Annotated in this window: 15 protein-coding genes, 1 tRNA gene and 1 pseudogene; 16 read left to right on the top strand and 1 reads right to left on the bottom strand. The window is 72.7% G+C overall.

What is annotated here, in order from left to right; genetic code table 11:
- Nucleotides 1–35 precede the first annotated feature (35 nt).
- From ACFYNP_RS29165 to ACFYNP_RS29220, 12 genes are all read left to right on the top strand, one after another.
- Complete coding sequence (locus tag ACFYNP_RS29165; RefSeq protein ID WP_388417341.1) at nucleotides 36–758, top strand: GntR family transcriptional regulator; 723 nt, start codon at nucleotides 36–38, stop codon at nucleotides 756–758.
- Nucleotides 759–1,199: 441 nt separating this feature from the next.
- The gene (locus tag ACFYNP_RS29170) at nucleotides 1,200–2,330 is read left to right on the top strand and encodes a TIGR03364 family FAD-dependent oxidoreductase (protein WP_388789490.1); all 1,131 of its coding nucleotides are present in this window, start codon (nucleotides 1,200–1,202) and stop codon (nucleotides 2,328–2,330) included.
- A 14-nt stretch (nucleotides 2,331–2,344) separates the two neighbouring features.
- Nucleotides 2,345–3,094, top strand: coding sequence for a phosphonatase-like hydrolase (locus ACFYNP_RS29175; protein WP_388789536.1), 750 nt, complete (start codon nucleotides 2,345–2,347; stop codon nucleotides 3,092–3,094).
- Complete coding sequence (locus ACFYNP_RS29180) at nucleotides 3,091–4,173, top strand: ABC transporter ATP-binding protein (protein ID WP_388417197.1); 1,083 nt, start codon at nucleotides 3,091–3,093, stop codon at nucleotides 4,171–4,173. The genes ACFYNP_RS29175 and ACFYNP_RS29180 overlap by 4 nt, the downstream gene beginning before the upstream one ends.
- Nucleotides 4,174–4,189: 16 nt before the next feature.
- Nucleotides 4,190–5,095: a 2-aminoethylphosphonate ABC transporter permease subunit gene (locus tag ACFYNP_RS29185; RefSeq protein WP_388789539.1), complete on the top strand. Its 906-nt coding sequence runs from the start codon at nucleotides 4,190–4,192 to the stop codon at nucleotides 5,093–5,095.
- The gene (locus tag ACFYNP_RS29190) at nucleotides 5,082–5,879 is read left to right on the top strand and encodes an ABC transporter permease (protein ID WP_388789493.1); all 798 of its coding nucleotides are present in this window, start codon (nucleotides 5,082–5,084) and stop codon (nucleotides 5,877–5,879) included. Before ACFYNP_RS29185 ends, ACFYNP_RS29190 begins: the two co-directional genes overlap by 14 nt.
- 112 nt (nucleotides 5,880–5,991) lie before the next feature.
- On the top strand, nucleotides 5,992–7,068 hold the full coding sequence (locus ACFYNP_RS29195; protein WP_388789496.1) for a 2-aminoethylphosphonate ABC transporter substrate-binding protein: 1,077 nt from the start codon (nucleotides 5,992–5,994) through the stop codon (nucleotides 7,066–7,068).
- Between the two features lie 275 nt (nucleotides 7,069–7,343).
- Complete coding sequence (locus tag ACFYNP_RS29200) at nucleotides 7,344–8,123, top strand: HAD-IIA family hydrolase (protein ID WP_100578538.1); 780 nt, start codon at nucleotides 7,344–7,346, stop codon at nucleotides 8,121–8,123.
- Between the two features lie 111 nt (nucleotides 8,124–8,234).
- On the top strand, nucleotides 8,235–8,822 hold the full coding sequence (locus ACFYNP_RS29205) for a hypothetical protein (protein WP_388417210.1): 588 nt from the start codon (nucleotides 8,235–8,237) through the stop codon (nucleotides 8,820–8,822).
- Between the two features lies 1 nt (nucleotide 8,823).
- Nucleotides 8,824–9,507, top strand: coding sequence for a class F sortase (locus ACFYNP_RS29210; RefSeq protein ID WP_388789499.1), 684 nt, complete (start codon nucleotides 8,824–8,826; stop codon nucleotides 9,505–9,507).
- 439 nt (nucleotides 9,508–9,946) lie between these two features.
- Nucleotides 9,947–10,978 carry a glycoside hydrolase family 6 protein gene (locus ACFYNP_RS29215; protein WP_388789502.1) on the top strand — a complete coding sequence of 344 codons (1,032 nt, stop codon included), beginning with the start codon at nucleotides 9,947–9,949 and terminating at the stop codon, nucleotides 10,976–10,978.
- 199 nt (nucleotides 10,979–11,177) lie between these two features.
- Entirely contained in the window at nucleotides 11,178–11,783 is a 606-nt protein-coding gene (locus ACFYNP_RS29220; RefSeq protein ID WP_388789506.1) for a GNAT family N-acetyltransferase, read from the top strand.
- Between the two features lie 21 nt (nucleotides 11,784–11,804).
- Here ACFYNP_RS29220 and ACFYNP_RS29225 read toward each other — a convergent pair.
- A tRNA-Lys gene (locus tag ACFYNP_RS29225) sits at nucleotides 11,805–11,878 on the bottom strand.
- 226 nt (nucleotides 11,879–12,104) lie between these two features.
- Between ACFYNP_RS29225 and ACFYNP_RS29230 the strand changes: the two genes are divergently transcribed.
- From ACFYNP_RS29230 to ACFYNP_RS29245, 4 genes and pseudogenes are all read left to right on the top strand, one after another.
- Nucleotides 12,105–13,538: a peptidoglycan-binding protein gene (locus tag ACFYNP_RS29230; RefSeq protein WP_388789509.1), complete on the top strand. Its 1,434-nt coding sequence runs from the start codon at nucleotides 12,105–12,107 to the stop codon at nucleotides 13,536–13,538.
- Nucleotides 13,539–13,611: 73 nt separating this feature from the next.
- Nucleotides 13,612–14,775: an SPFH domain-containing protein gene (locus tag ACFYNP_RS29235; protein ID WP_388789512.1), complete on the top strand. Its 1,164-nt coding sequence runs from the start codon at nucleotides 13,612–13,614 to the stop codon at nucleotides 14,773–14,775.
- A 196-nt stretch (nucleotides 14,776–14,971) separates the two neighbouring features.
- On the top strand, nucleotides 14,972–15,571 hold the full coding sequence (locus ACFYNP_RS29240; RefSeq protein ID WP_100578386.1) for a lytic polysaccharide monooxygenase: 600 nt from the start codon (nucleotides 14,972–14,974) through the stop codon (nucleotides 15,569–15,571).
- A 26-nt stretch (nucleotides 15,572–15,597) separates the two neighbouring features.
- Nucleotides 15,598–17,276, top strand: a pseudogene (locus ACFYNP_RS29245) (AMP-binding protein).
- The last annotated feature ends 219 nt before the right edge of the window (nucleotides 17,277–17,495 follow it).

Genomic DNA, 17,495 nt, shown 5'->3' on the forward strand with positions numbered 1-17,495 from the left:
TCGGATACCCCGAGAACCAGGCGCCCGGCGCCCCCATCCGCTCCGGCGTCCCGGACCACGGACGCATCCCCAAGTACTACGCCGTAAAGGCTCAAGTGGCCCTGCTCATCGCGGAGTTGGGGGAGGGTGACGCGCTGCCGACCGAGCGTGACCTGGCCCTGCGGTACGAGGTCGCCCGCGAGACGGTGCGTCAGGCGCTGCGAGAGCTGCTGCTCGAAGGCCGGCTCCGCCGTCAGGGCCGGGGCACCGTGGTGGCCGGGGCGAAGCTGGAGCAGCCGCTCTCGCTCGCGAGCTATACCGAGGGCGTGCGCCGCCAGGGTCGTAAGCCGGGACGTCATCTCATCGCCCTCGAACGTTTCCCGTGTCCGCCCGCGCTGGCCGCCGAGACCGGGCTCCAACGGGGCGAGCCCGTCTGGCACATGGAGCGCGTGCTGCTCGCCGACGACGAGCGGATGGGGCTGGAGAGTACGTACGCGTCGGTGGCCCGACTGCCCGATCTGGACCGGGACTTCGAGCCCGACTCCTCCTTCTACGCCTATCTGCGCGACCGGCTCGGCCTCACGCTCGGCGACGTGGACGAGCGCATCGAGACCGTGCTGGCGACGCCGCGGGAGGCTCTGCTCATCGGGACTCCGCCGGCGTTGCCGATGCTGCTCATTCATCGGGTCTCGCGTGATGCGGAGGGGGGCCCGCTGGAGCGGGTCCGGACGCTGTACCGGGGGGACCGGTTCTCCTTCACGACCCACCTCGGGCGCTAGCCCGGCGAGCCCCGGCCCGGCGAGCCCCCCGACCCGGCCGGCCGTCCGGCCCGGCCGGCTTCCGGCCCACCCCGGCTGCGGCCCGCGGGGGCCGTTCGCGCAGTTCCCCGCGCCCTTGTAACCCGACTTCGGCTGCGGGCCGGGCCGTGCCTGCTTCTCGCGCGGTTCCCCGCCCCCCTGTAGGTGGCTCCGCGCAAACGGCACGGCCCCGCCCCTTCGTGGGACCGGTGCTGGTCTGGGTGTGGGGTGGGGCGGAGCCTTTGCGGGGGTGGAGGCAGGGCCCCCAGGGGGGTGGGGGCGGGGCACCCAGGGGGTGGGGTGCGATACCGTGGCGCGCGATAACGAGAAGATAACGGGTCTAGTCCAAGCTTGGGGACTCGTTCACCGTCCCGTTGCCAACAGGACCGGCGCGGGACACCCGTCCCGAGGAGCGTTGCCGCCGTGAGAGTCATCGTCGTTGGAGCCGGCGTGGTGGGAACCATGCACGCCTGGCACGCAGTGGAACGCGGCCACGAGGTCGTACACATCGAGCGCGAGAGCGAGGCGCGCGGGGCTTCGCTCCGCAACTTCGGCCAGATATGGATCAGCGGCCGGGCCGGCGGCGAGGAGCTGGACACCGCGCTGCGCGCCCGCGAACTGTGGGAGGGGATCGGCAAGCGCGTCCCCGGGCTCGGCTTCCGGGCCAACGGCTCGCTGACCCCGCTGCGCACCGACCTGGAACTCGCCGTCGCCGAGGCCGCGTTGGCCCGCGAGGACGCCGCCGCACGCGGCTACAAGCTCCTCACCGCCGACGAGACGCGCGCCCTCAACCCCGCCCTGCGCGGCGACTTCACGGCCGCCCTGTGGTGCGAGCGGGACGCCGCCGTCGAGCCGCGCACCGCTCAACTCGCATTGAAAGCTGAGCTGTTGGCCTCCGGCCGCTACACCTTCCTGGGCGGTCGGGAAGTGCGCGAGGTCATCGAGGGCGCGCACGGGAGTGCGGTCCGCGACGACCACGGCGATGTGCACACCGGCGACACGGTCGTCCTGTGCACGGGCGCCTGGCTCGGCGGCCTCGTCCGCGAGCTCGCCCCCGAGCTGCCCGTGCGGCGCGTACGCCTCCAGATGATGCAGACCGCCCCGCTGGGCGAGCCGCTCACCACCTCCATCGCCGACGCCGACAGTTTCCGCTACTACCCGGCGTACGCGAGCGAGGCGCTCGACGCGCTGAACGCCGGGCAGGGCCAGGAGGAGACCGCCGCAGCGCACAGGATGCAGCTCCTCATGGTGCAGCGCGCGGACGGCGGGCTGACCATCGGCGACACCCACGAGTACGAGCACCCCTTCGCCTTCGATGTGCTGGAGGAGCCGTACGAGCACCTCGTCGGGGTCGTCGAGTCCTTCCTGGGCCGGCCGCTGCCCAAGATCCAGCGCCGATGGGCCGGGGTCTACGCCCAGTGCACCGACACCTCGCGCGTGGTGCACCGCGAGCAGGTGCGGGACGGGGTCTGGCTGGTGACCGGACCGGGCGGGCGCGGCATGACCTGCTCGCCCGCCATCGCCGAGCAGACCGCCAACGAGCTGGACTGGTAAGGAAGTTGATGACGATGAACACCCACGACGCCACGACTGCGCACAACCCCACGACTGCGCACAACCCCACGACCACCCGCGACCTGATCGTGCTCGACATGGCGGGCACCACCGTCGCCGACGGCGGGCTCGTCGAGCGGGCCTTCGCGAGCGCCGCAAACCGGCTCGGCGTCGAGCCGGGCTCCGCCGAGCACGCCACGATGCTCGACTACGTCCGCGCCACCATGGGCGAGTCCAAGATCTCCGTCTTCCGGCACCTCTTCGGCGACGAGGACAAGGCGCAGACGGCCAACACCGCCTTCGAGGAGGCGTACGGGACGCTCGTCGACGGCGGCCTCATCGCCCCCGTCCCCGGCGCCCGCGAGACCATCGAGCGGCTCACGGCGGAAGGGCGGACGGTGGTCCTGTCCACCGGGTTCGCCCGGGTCACCCAGGACGCGATCCTCAAGGCGCTCGGCTGGCAGGACCTCGTCCCGCTGACCCTGTGCCCGGCCGATGCGGGCGGCCGCGGCCGCCCCTATCCCGACATGGTGCTCAGTGCCTTCCTGCGCACCGGAGCCGTCGACTCGGTGCGCGACATCGTGGTGGCGGGCGACACCTCGTACGACATGCTCAGCGGCGTGCGCTCCGGCGCCGGCATCGTCGCGGGTGTCCTCACCGGGGCCCACGACAAGGCGGCCCTCGCCGCGGCCGGCGCCACCCATGTGCTCGGCTCCATCGCCGAACTTCCGGACGTGATAGCCGAGTTGGAGCAGGGCGAGTGAGCGGCGCCGCCCCGCCGGGGGTGCCGCGCCGCAGCGGCATCCGCTTCGACGGCGTCACCGTCGCCTACCACGGCAACGTCGTCCTCGACTCGCTCGACCTGACCGTCGAGCCCGGCGAGGTGATGGCGCTGCTCGGCCCCTCCGGATCCGGCAAGACCACCGCGCTGCGCGCCGTGGCCGGGTTCGTCCGGCCGGTGCGCGGGCGGGTGTTCATCGGCGACCGCGATGTGACACACCTGCCGCCCCACCAGCGGGGCATCGGCATGGTCGTCCAGCAGTACGCGCTGTTCCCGCACATGCGGGTCGCGGACAACGTCGCCTTCGGCCTCAAGGCCCGGAAGGTGCCCAAGGGGCAGATCCCCGGGCGGGTCGCCGAGGCCCTCGCGATGACCGGCATGGACAGCTACGCCCAGCGCTACCCGCGCGAGCTGTCCGGTGGTCAGCAGCAGCGCGTCGCCATCGCCCGCGCGCTCGCCATCCGCCCGGACGTCCTCCTCCTCGACGAGCCGCTCTCCGCACTCGACGCCCAGCTGCGCTCCGGCATGCTGGCCGAACTCGCCCGGTTGCACCGGGAGTTGCCCGACGTCTCGATCCTGTACGTCACCCACGACCAGGTGGAAGCGCTCACCCTGGCCGACCGCATCGCGGTCATGGACCGGGCCCGCCTCCGGGACTGCGGCACCCCGCAGGACCTGTACCGGCGGCCCCGTACGGAGTTCACGGCGTCGTTCGTCGGCAACGCCAACCTCCTTCCCGTGCGCGTGGGTTCGGGATCCGTGCTGTTCGGCGGCACGGAGCTCGCGGTCGCCACGGACGAGGCGGTCTGGGGGGCGACGGCCACGCTGTGTGTGCGTCCGCACCTGGTCGGCCTCGGGGCCGGGCCGAACGCGCTGCGCGGGAAGCTCGCGGAGGTGCAGTGGCGGGGGTCGACGCACCGGCTGTACGTCGATGTCGACGGGCACCGGGTGAAGGCGGACGTCCGCGAGCTCCGGGTCACTCCGGCCCTCGGGGACGAGGTCACCCTGCACTTCGCCGCCGAAGACGCGGTGCTGCTGGCCGCGGGGGTCAGCGGTGCGTAGGCGCGGCTCGACCGTACTGGCCGGTGACCCGGCGCCGGCGGCTGCCGCGCTCACCCGTTCCGCGCCGGGCGCCACCGGCCCGCGGACCGGCGCGGACCGACGTCAACTACCCACGGCCGTCTGGGTGTTGCCGCCCGTCCTGATCCTCGCCGCCGTCTTCCTCTACCCCCTCGCCCTCGTCGTCCAGCAGTCCTTCTCGCCGGATTCCGGTGGCACCTCCCTCCAGCCCTACACGGACGTGTTCGCGTCCGCCGCGTTCCGCGAGGCGCTCGGTACGACCGTGTGGCTGGCGGTCGGGGCGACCGTGGGATGCCTCGTGCTCGGCTTCCTGCTCGCGCTCGTCATCGCGTTCGTGCCGTTCCCCGGCGGGAAGGCCGTCGCGAAGTTCATCGACGTGTTCCTGTCCTTCCCGTCGTTCCTGATCACGCTCGCCCTGCTGTTCGTCTACGGCACGGTCGGCATGGCCAACGGCGTGTGGACGGACGTCACCGGCGCGGACAGCGGGCCCTTCCAGTTCCTGACCACGCCCTGGGGCGTCCTGCTCGCGGAGATCACGTACTTCACGCCCTTCGTGATGCGCCCGCTGCTCGCCGCGTTCTCGCAACTGGACACCGCCCAGCTGGAAGTGGCGTCCTCGCTCGGTGCGCGGCCGGCCAGGATCGTACGGCGGGTGATCCTGCCGGAGGCGCTGCCCGCGCTCGCGGCGGGGGGTTCGCTGGTCCTGGTGATGTGCCTCAACGAGTTCGGCATCGTCCTGTTCACCGGCGCCAAGGGTGTGACCACGCTGCCGATGCTCGTCTACAGCAAGGCGATCCTGGAGTCCGACTACCCGGCCGCCTGTGTCGTCGCCGTCGTCAACATCGCGATTTCCGTGGGCCTCTACGGCCTCTACCGGGTGGTGAGCCGTCGTGTTGGTGCATAGCCGGGGCGGCCGCTGGGCCACCTGGACCGTCTTCTTCGCCCTGTTCCTGCCCGTCTTCGCGCTGCCGCTGCTCGTCATCGTGGCCGCGTCGTTCGCCACCAACTGGTCGGGCGCCTTCCCGTCCGGGTTCACCACCGGCCACTACGGCGCCGCGACCACCGGCGACTCGCTCCAGGCGCTCACCACCAGCCTGGTCACCGCGCTCACGGCGAGCGTTCTCGCGCTGGTCGTCGGCGCCTGGGCGGCGCTCGCCGCGGCCGCCCTGAAGAAGGGCGGACGGCGGTTCATGGACGCCCTGTTCGTACTGCCGGTCGCCGTGCCGTCGGTGGTCGTCGGGCTCGCCGTGCTCGTCGCGTTCTCCAAGCCGCCGGTGCTGCTCAACGGGACGCGCTGGATCGTGATCCTGGCGCACACCGTTCTTGTCATGGCGTTCGCCTACCAGTCGGTTTCGGCTGCCATCCTGCGGCTCGACCCGATGTACGAGCAGGCCGCCGCCAGCCTGGGCGCCCGGCCGTCGCTCGTGCTGTGGCGGGTGAAACTGCCGCTGCTCCTGCCGTCCCTGACGGCGGCGGCGGGGCTCTGCTTCGCCCTGTCCATGGGCGAGTTGAGCGCCACGATGATGCTCTACCCGCCGGACTGGACCCCGCTTCCGGTGCAGATCTTCGCGATCACCGACCGCGGCTCGCTGTTCACCGGGGCGGCCGTCGCCGTGGTGCTCATGGGGACGACGCTGCTCGTCCTGCTCGGCGTCTCCCGCATCCGCACCAGAGCCTCCTTCCGCTGAACCGCACGCACACCCGGTGCGCGCCCTGCCGAACCCTGCCCGAACCCTGCCCAACGCCTGCCCAACCCCGTGAACCCCTGCTGACCCGAGAACCTCAGGAGTCCCGAACGTCATGCACAGAAACACCCTCACCACGCTCAAGCCGGTCGCCGCCGTCACCGGCAGCCTCGTCCTCGCCGCTACGCTCTCCGCCTGCGGCGGTGACTCCTCGGCCGACTCGAACGCGAAGACCGTCACCGTCTACAGCGCCGACGGCCTCAAGGGGGAGAAGGGCGACGGCTGGTACGACCGGGTCTTCAAGGACTTCGAGGCGAAGACCGGCATCAAGGTCAAGTACGTCGAGGGCGGTTCCGGCGAGATGGTGCAGCGCGCGGTCCGCGAGAAGTCCAACACCCAGGCCGACCTGCTCGTCACCCTGCCGCCGTTCATCCAGCAGGCCCAGGCCAAGGGGCTGCTCCAGAAGTACGTGCCGGCCGGGGCGGACAAGGTCGACGGCGGCGCCAAGTCGCCCGACGGCATGTGGACTTCGGTCGTCAACAACTACTTCGGGTTCATCTACAACAAGAAGGACCTCAAGGAGGCCCCCAAGAACTGGGACGACCTCCTGGAGGCCAAGTACAAGAACAAGATCCAGTACTCCACGCCCGGTGTCGCGGGCGACGGCACCGCGCTCGTCATCAAGGCCATGCACGACTTCGGCGGCAAGGAGGCCGCGATGGAGTACCTGCGCAAGCTCCAGGCCAACAACGTCGGCCCGTCCGCCTCCACCGGCAAGCTCGCGCCCAAGGTCGACAAGGGTGAGCTGCTCGCCGCCAACGGCGATGTGCAGATGAACTACGCCCAGTCCAAGACCATGCCCAACCTCGGCATCTGGTTCCCCGGCACCGCGAGCGGCACCAAGCCGTCCTCCTTCGGGCTGCCCTACGCGGCCGGTCTGGTCAGCAAGGCCCCGCACAGCGCCAACGGCAAGAAGCTCCTGGACTTCATGCTGAGCGAGCAGGCGCAGAAGCAGGTCAGCGAGATCGGCGGCGGCTTCGCGGCCCGTACCGACGTCAAGGCCACGGACGCCAACGCGGTCGCGCTCGGCAAGCTGATGCAGGGCGTCGACGTCTTCCAGCCGGACTGGATGGACATCTCCAAGAACCTGCCGGACTACGTGGACGCCTGGAAGAGCGCCACCGGAAGCTGACCTGGCCGCGGCACCGGGATCAGCCGGGTCGCACGCGCACCGGCCACGGAGATCACCCGGGTCGCACGCGGACCGGCCACGGAGATCACCCGGGTCGCACGCGAACCGGCTACGGAGATGGCCCGGCCCGGGCACGAACCGGAATCGGCCAGGTCAGGATCGGCGGATCCTGACTAGGCTGGGGGCGCCGGCAACGCACAGTGCGGTGCGCCGGCGTCCCCAGCTGATCGCTCATCAGCGCGAGAAGACCGCGCAGAACGCAGGAGTCCGCACCCATGGCAGAGCGCAAGCCGATCGAATCCTGGCTCACCGACATGGACGGTGTCCTCATCCACGAGGGCACCCCCATCCCCGGTGCGGACGCCTTCCTCAAGACGCTGAAGGAGTCGGGCCGTCCCTTCCTCGTCCTGACCAACAACTCGATCTACACCCCGCGCGACCTGCACGCCCGGCTGATGCGCATGGGCCTCGACGTGCCCGTCGAGAACATCTGGACCTCGGCGCTCGCCACCGCGAAGTTCCTCGACGACCAGCGGCCCGGCGGCACCGCCTACGTCATCGGCGAGGCGGGCCTCACCACCGCGCTGCACGACATCGGTTACGTCCTGACCGACCACGAGCCGGACTACGTGGTGCTCGGTGAGACCCGTACCTACAGTTTCGAGGCGCTCACCAAGGCGATCCGGCTCATCAACGCCGGAGCCCGGTTCATCTGCACCAACCCGGACGAGACCGGGCCGAGCCAGGAGGGCCCGCTGCCCGCCACCGGCGCGGTCGCGGCACTCATCACCAAGGCGACCGGCAAGAAGCCCTACTTCGCGGGCAAGCCCAACCCGCTGATGATGCGCACCGGACTCAACGCGATCGGCGCGCACTCCGAGACCAGCGCCATGATCGGCGACCGGATGGACACCGACGTGCTGGCCGGCCTGGAGGCGGGGATGCAGACGTTCCTGGTGCTCACGGGTCTGACCCGGCCGGAGGACGTGGAGTCGTACCCCTTCCGCCCGTCCAAGATCGTCGACTCGATCGCCGATCTGGTGAAGCTGGTCTGAGCCTGCCGGGCCCTCGGGGGCGGGCGGCTGTGGACCATCCGGCCCAGTCGCCACGCCCTCGGGATGCGGAATGCGGGCCCAGCCGTGAATCTCGGTTACAGGAGGTTCACGATGCGCATCCGTCCCATCACATTCTGTGCGGCCACGATGGCCGCCGCCGCCCTGACCGTGCTGCCCGCGTCCCCCGCGGTGGCCGAGTCCGAGCCGCACGGATCGGTGCGGGTGACCCCGAGCACCACGGCTCCCGGCGGGGAGGTGGATCTGCGGGTCAGCGTGTGCGGCGGCCGCGAGGCGGTCGGCACGTCCGACGCCTTCGTCTCGGAGGCCCGCTTCACGCCGGCCGCGGACGGCGGTCTCTACGCCCAGGCGCGTATCCGCTCGGACGCACAGGACCGCGACTACGACATCTGGGTCAACTGCAAGGACAGCTCGGGCAAGGCGAGCGGCCGGCTCACCGTGGTGCACGGCCGGGACCACGACCGGGACCATGACCGCGACCACGGCCGCGACTGGGACCAGTCCCGCCCGTACCGGCCCGTGCACGCGGGCGGCGGCGGGGCGGCGACGCTCGCCGCCAACGAGGCCAAGGAGCAGGGCCCCGGCACCCGCCACGCGGTGATCGGCCTCGCGCTCGCGGCGGTCGCGGCGGTCGCCGTGGCGGCCCGCAGCGTGCGGCGCCGGCGCGGCGGCGGCGACTGACATGTCCTCGGCACGGGGCAGCGGCCGGCTCGTCACCGGTCTCGCCTGGGCCCTGCTGCTGCTCGGCCTGTGGCTGTGGGGCCGGGACGTGGGCGACGGGCCCGGCGGCACGTCGTCGCCGACCACCGGTGACATAGCCGCCGTGGGCCGGCCGCTCGGTGTGCCGCTGCCGCCGGCCCACGACCCGCTCAGGGGTGCGACGCCGCGGCGGGTGGAGCTCCCCTCCATAGGCATAGCCGCGCCGGTGGTGCGGCGCGGCCTGGACGGGGACGGCGCGGTGGACCCGCCGCCGTACTCCACCCCCCACACGGTCGGCTGGTACGGCGACGGCGCCCGGCCGGGCGAGGCGGGCGCGGCCATCCTGGTCGGGCACGTGGACACGGAGAGCAAGCCCGCCGTGTTCTACGCCCTGAGCGCGGCCCGACCCGGCCAGCGCGTGAAAGTGACCGGCGCCGACGGCACGGTCGCCGAGTTCACCATCGACGACGTCCAGGTCTTCCCGCGCAGCCACTTCGACGCGGCGAAGGTGTACGGGCCGCGGCAGCGGGGCCGCGCCGAACTCCGCCTGATCACCTGCGGTGGAACCTACGACCGCACGACCAAGTCCTACACCGCGAACGTGGTGGTCTCGGCCTATCTGACCGACGCGAGGGAAACGGCCCCGTCGAAGCCGTCGAAGCCTTGACCGCGCGGGGCGGGAGGCCGGACCCGGAACGCTCCGGCGGTCGGCGGGTACCGAGCCCGGCCGACGGTCCGCTCCCCCCGGAAACCGCCGGCCGGGCTGGTCCTCTACCGCCGGTGCGCGGGCTGCGGGAGAAGCCCGGCGCCGTCGCGGGAGGTTCAGTCGAGTCGGGCCGTGAGACGACCGGGGCTGGGGTCGACCACATCACTCTAGAACCCCGGCTCGCTCCGGGCCTAGGTCCAAATAACGCCAAGTGGCCTGTCGAACACGGTGAGTTGGCGAGGCGGACGCGTCGGCTGGGCGGGCGCGTCCCCGGGCCGGGCGGGTTGCCGAGTTGTTGGGTCGAGGAGTTTCGCGCACGCACGGCGAGGGATGCCGGATGCGCCGATCGGGTCAGAGGAACTGTGATGTACGGGAGCGCGATCCAGCCAAGGGGGCTGTGATGTACGGGAGTTGGAAGAGACGGGCGATGCGTGCCGGTGCGCCGGGCGTCGTCCTGGCCCTGCTGACCGCGGGATGCGGCGCCTCGGACGGCGGTCCCGCGCCGGCCGCGAGCGATGGCCAGGTCCCGTCCGGGCGGGCCCAACCGGCCACGTCCACCAGCTCGTTCTGGGTCGATCCCCACACCAACGCGGCGCGCCAGCTGGCCGCGTACACCTCGGCCGGGGACAGTCGGAACGCCGCGCTCATCCGGAAGATCGCCGAGCAGCCGGTGGGGGAGTGGATCGGCGGTCCGAGCCCCGAGGCGACCGTGCGCGGCTACACCGAGTCGGCGGCCCGGTCCGGGCGCAGGGCCCTGCTCGTCCTCTACAACATCCCGCACCGCGACTGCGGCCAGTTCTCCCGTGGCGGCGCCCCCGACGCCGACGCCTACCGTGGCTGGGTGGACCAGGTGGCCCGGGGCATCGGCGAGCGCCCGACCGCGGTCGTCCTGGAGCCGGACGCCATCCTGCACCTGGTCGACGGCTGCACCCCCCAGGAGTTCCACGAGTCGCGCTACGCCCTGCTCAAGGGAGCGGTCGAGCGGCTCAAGCGGCAGTCCACGACGAAGGTGTACGTGGACGCGGGCAACGCGGGGTGGCGCTCCCCGGAGGCCCTGGACGAACCGCTGCGGCGGGCGGGCATCCAGAGTGCCGACGGGTTCGCGGTGAACGTGTCCAACTTCCAGACCACGCGGGCGAGCCGGGAGTTCGGGCAGCGGCTCTCGGCGAAGGTCGGCGGCAAGCACTTCGTGATCGACACCAGCCGTAACGGCAACGGCCCGTACACCGACGGCGACCCCGCCGAGAACTGGTGCAACCCGCCGGGCCGCGCTCTGGGCGAGCGCCCGACGACGGACACGGGCGGCGGCGCGGTCGACGCCTATGTCTGGGTGAAGCGCCCGGGCGAATCGGACGGCCCCTGCCGTGGCGGCCCTCCGGCCGGTGCCTGGTGGCCCGAATACGCCCTGGGCCTGGCGGGCAACACGCGCTGAGCGACGGTCGCCGGGCCCGCGAGCGCCAGCGCCGGTTCCGCAAGCGGTCGGCTCTCCAGGTGCTCGGCCCCGCGACCGGCCAGGTCCGCACGTGGCCGGCGGGCAACCGGCCGGGCCCGCGGGCGGCTCGGCCCGCGGGCGGCTCGACCGCGGCGGAAATCCGGTGGCGGCCCCGGTCGGCGGTGGTGAGGATCGCGGCATGAACATCCTTTTGGAGACCGATCGGCTCGTGCTGCGGGCGTTCACCGAGTCCGACGCCGACGAGCTGTTCGCGCTGGACAACGACCGTGACGTGATGCGCTTCATCAACGGTGGCCGGCCCACGAGCCGCGAGGTGATCCGGACGCGGACGATGCCCCGGCTCCTTCGCGACTATCCGTGCTTCGGGACCCGGGGCTACTGGGCCGCTCAGGAGAAGGGCACCGGGGTCTTCCTGGGCTGGTTCGAATTCCGTCCCCTGGACGCGCACAGCCCCGCCGTGGTGGAGCTCGGTTACCGGCTGAACCGGGCGGCCTGGGGCCGCGGCTATGCCACCGAGGGGTCGCGGGCCCTGATCGGCAAGGGATTCACGGCTCTCGGGGTGAGCCGGGTGACCGCGAACACCATGGCGGTCAACGCCGGGTCCCGGCGTGTGATGGAGAAGGCGGGCCTGTCCTTCCTGCGCGCCTTCACCGGTGACTGGCCGGAGGCGATCGAAGGCTCCGAGCACGGTGAGGTCGAGTACGAGCTCACCCGGGCCCAGTGGGAGCGAGGCGCGTGGGCGACGGCGCGCCCGGCCGAAAACGACCGAGGCCCCTCGCGCTGAGCGAGGGGCCTCGGTGGTGCGTGCGCCGCCAGGGACTCGAACCCCGGACCCGCTGATTAAGAGTCAGCTGCTCTAACCAACTGAGCTAGCGGCGCCTGCTGACACGGAAAACTTTACCGGACTCCTGAGGGTGGTTTTGACCAGCGCCACGCTGTCAGATGTTCGTTTTATCCGTTTCGTTCCGTCAAAATGCCCCATGTGGGGACAGCAGGGACACCTCTGTCCTGGTGGAAGCGCGGAAAAGATCTCCGAAGCCGGAGACCTCGGACGTCACCGGGGTCCCCGAAGTCTCCGAGAGCGGAACGAGCGGGAGGGCAGCGAATGGATGCCAGTACACCGGGGCCGGTGTTCGAGGACTACGAGCCCACCGGGGCGTGCGGCTGCCCCGGCTGCGCCGACCGGCGCCGGACGCGGCTGCTCCCGGTGCGCGACGGCGGCCACCCCGCGGCGAGCGGCGGTGCCCGGCGCGCGCTGGTGGCGGCGACGGCCGCGTCGGTGGTGTTCGGTGGCGGCGCGGTCGCCGCGGCGGCCCCGGCGCCGGCGCCCGGGGGCCCCGGCGCGAACCGGGCCGCCGACCCCGGCCCGCCCACCGAGCAGGGCGCCCAGAGCGGGCTGCACGGCGCGCCCGGGCACCCGTCGGGCAACGGGCCGGCCCCCCTGCGGTCCATCACCCGGGCCGAGATCATCAACCGGGCCAAGACGTGGGTGAGCGCCGCCGTCCCGTACAACATGGAGGCGTACTGGACCGACGGGTACCGGCAGGACTGCTCGGGCTATGTGTCCATGGCCTGGGACCTCGGTACCAACGAGTGGACGGGGAGCCTGGCGAAGTTCGCGGTGCGGATGACGCGTGACGAGCTCCAGCCCGGCGACATCCTGCTCTTCCACAACCCGGCCAACCCCAACAAGGGCTCGCACGTCGTGATCTTCGGCGGCTGGACCGACTACACGCACAACTACTACACGGCCTACGAGCAGACCCCGCCCGGCACCCGCAAGCAGGCGACCCCGTACGCGTACTGGAAGAACTCGGCCAACTACGTGCCCTACCGGTACAAGGGGCTCGCGGCCGGCACGAGCGGCGGGGAGCCCGGCACCGCCACGGGCGCCTCCACCGGTACCGGCGCCGACTCCGAGAGCGTGCCGACGGCCTTCCCCGGGATCGCGCAGTTCGGGCCGGGCGCCAACAACGTCCATGTCACCCAGCTCGGGCAGATGCTGGTGAAGCGCGGCGGCGCCCGCTTCTACACCGAGGGTCCCGGACCCCGCTGGGGCTCGGCCGACCTGAACGCGACCCGCGCCTTCCAGCAGGCTCAGGGCTGGACCGGCGCGGACGCGGACGGGATCCCCGGGGAGCTGACGTGGGCCCTGCTCGTCCAGGGCAGGGGCAAGGACATTCCCCCCGCCACAGCCGGCCCCGGCCCCGGCCCCGGACCGCGCCCGGTCCCGCTCCCGCTCCCGGTCTCGGCCCCCGGCCCCGCTCCACGCCCGGTCCCGGTCCCGGCCCCGTCCGCGGGGCCCGCCTACCCCGGCCCGAGCTGGTTCCGGCCCGGGCAGGACAGCTGGTACGTCACCCAGCTCGGCCGGCGGCTCGTGGCGAAGGGCTTCGGCCGCTACTACACCTCGGGCCCCGGATCGCGCTGGGGCGAGGCCGACCGGCGCAACGTCGAGGCGTTCCAGCGCGCCCAGGGCTGGTCCGGCGCGGAGGCCGACGGATACCCCGGCCCCGAAACCTGGCGGCGGCTCTTCGCATGACGCAGCGCAAGACGGAGGGAACGACGGCATGACGCAGCGCAAGACGGAGGGAACGACGGAGGGAAGCACGCGCATGCACACCCCGACCCCATCCGCGCCCGACGCGCCCCGCCCGCCCGCTCCGGCGGGCGCGGACACCGGGCGCCGGGTGGCCGTGATCCGCAGCGAGAACACCGCCGAGATCCCGGTCCACCTGCTGTTCCGCGACGACACCGGTCCGGTCCCGGCCGTCCCCGCCGCCGGCTCGCCGGCCGCGCGCCCGGTCGTCCGGCCGCCCCAGCAGGCGGGCGCCCGCAACGCGGTGGCGGCACCGGCCAGACCCGCGCCCCCCGTCGACCCGGGGATCGTGGAGAGGCCCGGTCCGACGGTGACCGGCGGGGCGGCCGTCGCCGCCGGCCTTCTCGCGCTCGCCGGCTGCGGGACGGTGCTCTGGTGGACCGGGGTGCTGCCCGGGGCCCTGACCGCGCTGCTGCACCTGCCGGGCCGCCCGAACCGGGGCATCCGGCTCGAACAGTGGGCGCTGCTCACCCTCGGGGTGGGTGTGGCGGTGCTCGCGTTCGGCGGGCTCGGCCGGGGCCGCGTCGGGTTCGCCTGGGTGCTCTCGCTGTTCGGCGACTACCGGGGCAGCGTGCGGCGCACCGGCCTGGTGTGGATCAGCCCGCTGCTGCTCCGCCGCCGGGTCGACCTGCGGCTGCGGCACTGGCGCAGCGAGCCGATGGGCGCGGTCGACGCCAACGGGACCGCGCTGCGGGTGGTGGTCCTGGTGGTGTGGCGGATCCGGGACACCGCGCGGGCCACGCTCGCCGTCGCCGACCACGAGCAGTATCTGCGTCAGCAGGTGGAGGCGGCCATGGCCCGGGTCCTCTCGCAGCTCCCGGCGGACGCCTTCCACGAGGACGCGCCCACACTGCGCAACGCGGAGGCCGTCGGCGACGCGCTGACCCGCATGCTGAAGTCGGAGACGGAGCCGGTCGGCATCGAGCTGTACTCGGCACAGCCGACCCGCATCGAGTACGCGCCCGAGGTGGCGGCGGCCATGCGCCGCCAGCGGGTCGCCGCGATCGACGCCCGGCACCGGGACGCGGTGCTGACCTCGGTGGTGGACGCCGTGGACGACACCGTGCACCGGCTGACCTCGCGGGGCCTGGTGGAACTCGACGCGTACGAGCGCAAGGTGCTGGTGAAGGACCTGACGGTGGCGTTCTACACGGGCCGGGGGGCGGGGGAGGGCGGCTGAGGCGGGGCCGGGGGCGGCCGGGGCGGGGCCGGGGGCGGTCGAGGCCGGGCCGGGGCGGCCGAAGTTGTTTCGGCGTTGGCCTGGACACGTCCAACTCCCGTCAATAATCTGAGACTTGGTCTAGACCGGAACATGAAATACCGCACGCGTGCAGCTCCATCCCCGGAACTCCCCCACGTTCTCCAGGAGTGACAGCATGCGAAAGAAGCAGCGGCTCGGTGCCGCTGTGGTGGGATTCGCCGTCGCCGGCGCGTCCCTGCTCGCGACCGGCAGTGCGAGCAGCCACGGCTATACCGACCAGCCGATCAGCCGGCAGAAACTGTGCGCCAACGGCACCGTCACCAACTGCGGCGACATCCAGTGGGAGCCGCAGTCCGTCGAGGGCCCCAAGGGCTTCCCGGCGTCCGGCCCCGCCGACGGCACGCTGTGTGCCGGGGGCAACAGCAGATTCGCCGAGCTGGACGATCCGCGCGGCGGCACGGGCTGGCCCACCACTCAACTGACGGGTGGTCAGACCTACACCTTCCGCTGGCAGTTCACCGCCCGGCACGCCACGACCGACTTCCGCTACTACCTCACCAAGCAGGGCTGGAACCCGACCCAGAAACTCACCCGGGCCGCGCTGGACACCCAGCCGTTCCTGGTCGTGCCCTACGGCGGCAAGCAGCCTCCCGGCACGGTCTCGCACCAGGGGACCATCCCCACCGGCCGGACCGGGCACCAGGTCATCCTCGCGGTCTGGACGATCGCGGACACCGGCAACGCCTTCTACGCCTGCTCGGACGTTACTTTCTGACGGTTCGTCAACTACCGTGCGGCGCCATGACGAAGCGTGTGCCGACCGTGTCGGAGTACGTACAGCGCCAGTGGGGTGACCGGCGGACCGGACTGCGGTACGGCGATCTGGAACTCACCCACCACGAGATCGCCGCGGGCGCCGCCGCCCGCGCCGCGTTCCTCGCCGAGCTGCTGCCCCGGGGTGTAGAGCCACACCTCGGGGTACTGCTCGACAACACCCCGGAGTTCCCGCTCTGGCTCGGCGCGGCGGCCCTCGCCGGGGCCGCCGTCGCGGGCATCAACCCCACCCGGCGCGGACCCGAACTGGCCCGCGACATCCTGCACACCGAATGCAGGGTCCTGATCACCGCGCACGCCCACCTTCCCCTGCTCGACGGTCTCCAACTGCCGGGCGTACGGGTCGTGGTGACCGGGACCGAGGAGTACGAGCGGCTCCTCGCGCCGTACGCGGGCGCGAAGCCGGGCGAGGTGGCGGCGGGGGTGGGCCCGGTCGGCACCGCGAGCCGGCTGCTGCTGTACTTCACCTCCGGCTCGACCGGCGCCCCCAAGGCCGCGATCTGCACCCAGGGGCGGCTCGCGGCGGCCGGCGAGTCGCTGGCCACCCACTTCGGGCTCGGCCGGGACGACGTCCACTACATCTGCATGCCGCTCTTCCACGGCAACGCGGTGATCGCCAACTGGGCGCCCGCACTCGTGGCCGGGGCGGGCGTGGCCCTGCGGGACCGCTTCTCCGCGTCGCGGTTCCTGGACGACGTACGGGGGTACGGTGCCACGTACTTCACCTACGTCGGCCGGGCCGTCCAGTACCTCCTCGCCACCCCGCCCGGCCGGACGACCGGGAGCACCGGCTGCGGATCGGGTTCGGCACGGAGGCGGGGGCGGTGGACGCGGACCGGTTCGCCGAACGGTTCGGGGTACGGCTCGTCGAGGGGTACGGGTCCTCCGAGGGCGGCGCCGCGATCCAGCGCACCCCGGGCACGCCGGCGGGCGCGATAGGCCGCGCCGCGCCGGGCGGTGACCTCGCCGTGGTCGACCCGGAGACGGGGCGCGAGTGCGAGCGGGCGCGGTTCGACGGGGCGGGGCGGCTGCTCAACGGGGGTGCGGCGATAGGGGAGTTGGTGAACAGGGCGCCGAACCCGTTCGAGGGGTACTGGCGCAATCCGTCCGCCGACGCGGAACGCCGCCGGGGCGGTTGGTACTGGACCGGTGACCTCTTCTTCCGCGACGCGGACGGCTTCCTCTACTTCGCGGCGCGGGCGGACGACCGGATCCGGGTGGACAGCGAGAACCTGGCCGCCTCGATGATCGAGAACATCCTTGCGCGCTGGGAGGGGGTGACGGGGGTGGCGGTGTACGCCGTCCCCGACCCGGTGACGGGGGACCAGGTGATGGCGGCGCTCTCGCTGCGCGAGGGGCTGACCTTCGACCCGTCCGGCTTCGCCGAATTCCTGTCCTCCCAACCGGACTTGGGTACGAAGATGGCGCCGCGGTTCGTTCGGGTGCTGGCGGGGTTGCCGGTCACGGCGACGAACAAGGTGCGGCGGGGGGTGTTGCGGGGGGAGGGCTTCTGGTCCGGCGCCGCGGTGTGGTGGCGCCCGCCGGGCGCCGCGGCCTATCGCCCCCTGACCCCCTCGGACGTCCCCGGGGCTCTGCCCCGGCCCCCTGGGGGGTTGCCCACCCGCCCGCCCGTGCGCCGGGGTTGAAGGGCCCGGCCCCTGGGGCTGCGCCCCGGACCCCGGGGGGTTTGCCCGCCCACCCGCCCGTTGCCCCGGGTTGGTTGGTTCCGGCCCCTGGGGGCTCCGCCCCCAGACCCCCTCCGAGGGGCTCCGCCCCTCGGACCCCCGCAGGGGGCTGCGCCCCCTGCACCCCCGGTTCGGGGCTCCGCCCCGGACCCCGTATCGCGCCTGAACGGCGCTCGTCCT

This window comes from Streptomyces sp. NPDC006691 (assembly GCF_042869955.1).
Lineage (GTDB): Bacteria > Actinomycetota > Actinomycetes > Streptomycetales > Streptomycetaceae > Streptomyces.

What these genes read in the sequence shown, in the direction of transcription:
- ACFYNP_RS29220 (WP_388789506.1), top strand. Translation starts at nt 11,178, where the DNA reads ATGAACATCCTTTTGGAGACCGATCGGCTCGTGCTGCGGGCGTTCACC.
- ACFYNP_RS29195 (WP_388789496.1), top strand. Translation starts at nt 5,992, where the DNA reads ATGCACAGAAACACCCTCACCACGCTCAAGCCGGTCGCCGCCGTCACC.
- ACFYNP_RS29240 (WP_100578386.1), top strand. Translation starts at nt 14,972, where the DNA reads ATGCGAAAGAAGCAGCGGCTCGGTGCCGCTGTGGTGGGATTCGCCGTC.
- ACFYNP_RS29200 (WP_100578538.1), top strand. Translation starts at nt 7,344, where the DNA reads ATGGCAGAGCGCAAGCCGATCGAATCCTGGCTCACCGACATGGACGGT.
- ACFYNP_RS29175 (WP_388789536.1), top strand. Translation starts at nt 2,345, where the DNA reads ATGAACACCCACGACGCCACGACTGCGCACAACCCCACGACTGCGCAC.
- ACFYNP_RS29215 (WP_388789502.1), top strand. Translation starts at nt 9,947, where the DNA reads ATGTACGGGAGTTGGAAGAGACGGGCGATGCGTGCCGGTGCGCCGGGC.
- ACFYNP_RS29230 (WP_388789509.1), top strand. Translation starts at nt 12,105, where the DNA reads ATGGATGCCAGTACACCGGGGCCGGTGTTCGAGGACTACGAGCCCACC.
- ACFYNP_RS29205 (WP_388417210.1), top strand. Translation starts at nt 8,235, where the DNA reads ATGCGCATCCGTCCCATCACATTCTGTGCGGCCACGATGGCCGCCGCC.
- ACFYNP_RS29210 (WP_388789499.1), top strand. Translation starts at nt 8,824, where the DNA reads ATGTCCTCGGCACGGGGCAGCGGCCGGCTCGTCACCGGTCTCGCCTGG.
- ACFYNP_RS29235 (WP_388789512.1), top strand. Translation starts at nt 13,612, where the DNA reads ATGCACACCCCGACCCCATCCGCGCCCGACGCGCCCCGCCCGCCCGCT.